This window comes from Halanaerobium sp. DL-01 (genome assembly GCF_003338615.1).
Taxonomy (GTDB): Bacteria; Bacillota; Halanaerobiia; order Halanaerobiales; family Halanaerobiaceae; genus QPJE01.
In genome coordinates this window covers 1-3,298 of record NZ_QPJN01000067.1, presented here as the reverse complement: position 1 = coordinate 3,298, position 3,298 = coordinate 1, and the positions used below count along the sequence as shown (strand labels likewise).

Genomic DNA, 3,298 nt, shown 5'->3' with positions numbered 1-3,298 from the left:
ACACCCGAATTGAGTTTTAGATAAATCTAAAAATTTCGTTGATGACTAAAGCCCCCTTTTTGCAGCTTGAAAATAAATTTTGGGGAAACTCCTAACTGATTTTATACTTGACAAACAAAAATTTTTCATTTAAAATGTTATTTGTCAGTGCGAAAGTGGCGGAATTGGCAGACGCGCTAGGTTCAGGGTCTAGTGGTCGCAAGACCGTGAGGGTTCGAATCCCTCCTTTCGCACCATTTTTTTATTTAATCTGCCATTTTTCTGCAATAAGCAGATCTTTCCCAGCAAAAATTTCTCCTCTTATAATATCTCTATTTTCTAAAAATCCTACTCCACTCGGTGTTCCACTCATTATTATATCATAATCTTCAATACTAAAATGTTTTTTAACCTCATCAATAATATCAGCCGGCTTATATATCATAAGCTCTATACCACCATCCTGACACAATTTATCATTAAGATACAGTTTTAAGCTTAAATTATTAACTTCTTCAACTTCTACAAAATCTGAAAATACTGCAGAACCATTAAATGCCTTTGCCTTTTCCCACGGCAGCCCCTTTTCTTTTAGTCTGTTCTGGACATCAACCAGAGTCAAGTCTATTCCAAATCCTACTCCGGATATTTTTCCATTTTTCATTAAAAAAGATATTTCACCCTCATATCTGCATCTGCCTTCAGGTAATTTCACCTCCCGGCTGACAGAACTATTGGGCTTCAAAAAAAGCACAAGTTCTTCTGGATTCTGATTATTGAGTTCTTTTATATGTTCAGCATAATTTCTGCCTACACATATAATTTTAGATGGCTGATATTCATTGTTTAAATAATTAATGCTCTGCAATTACTATCTCCTCCCTTTTTATATTAAAATATTCTCAAATTCTCAAAAATCTAAATAAATTAATTTTAAAAAAAATTAAAGTAAAATTTTTTAAATATCTATTCCAAATGCTATTCTTATAAAATATCCAATGATAAATGAAAAAGCAGCAACACCTAAACTAATGACAGTCATCTCTATAAATCGTCTTTTGAAATTTAAATCTTTTGCAACAGAAATATAAAAGTTGAAAATGAATATTATTAATACCGCTGAAAGAATTGTAACTGCCAGAGCAGTAATATAACTGCTGAAAATTAGGTATGGAACAACCAGTACTATTACTGTTAGAATATATGCTGTTCCTGTATATATAGAAGCTTTAAGTGCGTTTTCGCCCTCTTCTGTTTTTGTGGAAAGATATTCTGAAGCTGCCATAGAAAAGGCTGCGGCAATACCTGTAATGCTTCCAGCAAGTGCGATAATCTCTGTTTCACGCATGGCAAAAGACAGGCCTGCTAGAGTACCTGTCAGCTCAACCAGAGCATCATTTAATCCCAGCACAATGGATCCAGCATATTCCAATTTTTCTTCTTCCAGCATAGCGATCAGCTTATGTTCATGTTCATCTTCTTCTGCAAAGACTGTTTTTGCTTCTACAAATCTATCTGTAATTCTGTAATAAGATTCCTGGGCAGATTCTTCCCCTAACTCCATTAGTTTAATACCAAATGTAATACCAAAAATTCTGGCCAAAAAATAATAGAAAAATATTTTTATTCTGGAAGGCTTAACTTTTATCCCGGTATATTCCTCCCAGATTTTGTAGTGCCGTTTCTCATCTTCTGCTATTTCGTTCAGCACTTCTGCATTGTCATCACCTGCCAGTTTGGAAGCAAGTTTTTTGTAGATATGGTATTCAGTGATTTCATCTTTCTGCATCTTTATAAGCTTTTCTTTTACCTGCCTGTCCAGACTTTCAGCTCCCATAAAGTCACCTCTTTTTAGAAAAGTTTTTTACAAATCTATCTATTCTATCTATACCTTCCAGTATTTCTTCTACCGGCAGTACAAAAGACATCCTTATATAATCATCCATACCAAAACCGGCTCCTGGCACAACTGCAACTTTTTCTTCCCTCAGCAGCACCTCTGCAAAACGAACAGAATCTGTAATTTTTTCTCCCTTATAATTTCCACCAAGCACAGAAGATATGTCAACAAAAAGATAAAAAGCTCCATTGGGTCTAATATAGCTTAGCTCTTCTACTTTATCCATATGAGCCAGCATTTTATCTCTTCTCTCTTCATATATTCTGCACCTATCTTTTATTAAACTGTTGAGATTTCTATTCTGCAGTGCTTTAAAGGAAGCATACTGTGTAATTGAATTTGAATTGGATGTTGAATGGCTTTGAATTTTAGACATATTAGCAATAAGTTCCTTATTGCCAAACCCAAATCCAAGCCTCCAGCCTGTCATTGAATATGTTTTTGACATTCCATTTACTATAAACAGGTTATCCTTTAAATCGGGGCGCAGAGATATTATAGATTTAAAATTTAAATCATCAAATAAAAATTTTTCGTAAATTTCATCACTAATTAGTAATATATCATGTTTTTCCACTACTTCACACAGGGCCAGCAGTTCTTTTTCTGTATAAACACGACCATCTGGATTGGAAGGATTATTTACTATAACAGCTTTTGTCCTGTCAGTTATGGCACTATTTAACAAGTTTGGAGTAAGTTTAAAGTGATTTTCTCTTTCACCTTCAACAAAAATCGGTACTCCATCGGCGAGTTTTACCATTTCAGGATAAGAAACCCAGTAAGGTTTTGGTATTATCACTTCTTCTTTTGAGTCTAAAAGGGTCTGAAATATATTATAAAGTACCTGTTTGGCACCATTTGATGCTATAATTTCATCTACAGAAAAGCGAAAACCATAATCATCTGCAAATCGATCAGCAGCGGCCTGACGCAGTTTTTTAAGCCCTTCTGCAGGAGTATAGCGGGTATAACCTTTTTCCATTGCTTCATCAGCAGCACTACAGATATAAGCAGGTGTTGGGAAATCTGGTTCTCCGGCTCCAAAACTAATTACATTTTCACCTTCAGCTTTTAAATCTGAAGCAAGATTGCTGACAGCAATTGTCTGTGATTTATTTATGAGTGAGTTTCGAGAAGATAATTTCAATATACACACCTCATTTTTATGTATTATCAATTATAAAACTATTTAATTTTTAATTCACTATATTAAAATATACCATAAAATTAGTTATAAATAAAGAAAAAAAAGAGAGGAAATCCTCTCTTTTTATCGTGAATATAATCACAAACTTTTGTAAAATTTTTTTTTATTATATTTTGATTGTAACACAAAAAGCATATAATATTTTCCAATTTACATGTTTCAAATACTAAAATAAGTCTTCTAAACACAACAATAAAAGCATTTAAAAC

At 33.3% G+C, this 3,298-nt stretch carries 3 protein-coding genes and 1 tRNA gene; 1 reads left to right on the top strand and 3 read right to left on the bottom strand.

The features are described from left to right. The first annotated feature begins 149 nt into the window (after positions 1 to 149). Positions 150 to 236: transfer RNA gene (locus tag DER71_RS11780), tRNA-Leu, on the top strand. 5 nt (positions 237 to 241) lie between these two features. Here DER71_RS11780 and DER71_RS11775 read toward each other — a convergent pair. The 3 genes from DER71_RS11775 to DER71_RS11765 all read right to left on the bottom strand — a co-directional run bounded on the left by DER71_RS11775 (position 242) and on the right by DER71_RS11765 (position 3,029). Beyond that, positions 242 to 847 carry a fumarylacetoacetate hydrolase family protein gene (locus DER71_RS11775; RefSeq protein ID WP_114457287.1) on the bottom strand — a complete coding sequence of 202 codons (606 nt, stop codon included), beginning with the start codon at positions 845 to 847 and terminating at the stop codon, positions 242 to 244. A gap of 90 nt (positions 848 to 937) precedes the next feature. Next, entirely contained in the window at positions 938 to 1,816 is an 879-nt protein-coding gene (locus DER71_RS11770) for a VIT1/CCC1 transporter family protein (RefSeq protein ID WP_114457286.1), read from the bottom strand. A 4-nt stretch (positions 1,817 to 1,820) separates the two neighbouring features. Continuing rightward, positions 1,821 to 3,029: a pyridoxal phosphate-dependent aminotransferase gene (locus DER71_RS11765; protein WP_114457285.1), complete on the bottom strand. Its 1,209-nt coding sequence runs from the start codon at positions 3,027 to 3,029 to the stop codon at positions 1,821 to 1,823. Positions 3,030 to 3,298: the final 269 nt, after the last annotated feature.

What these genes read in the sequence shown, in the direction of transcription:
- DER71_RS11770 (WP_114457286.1), bottom strand. Translation starts at nt 1,816, where the DNA reads ATGGGAGCTGAAAGTCTGGACAGGCAGGTAAAAGAAAAGCTTATAAAG.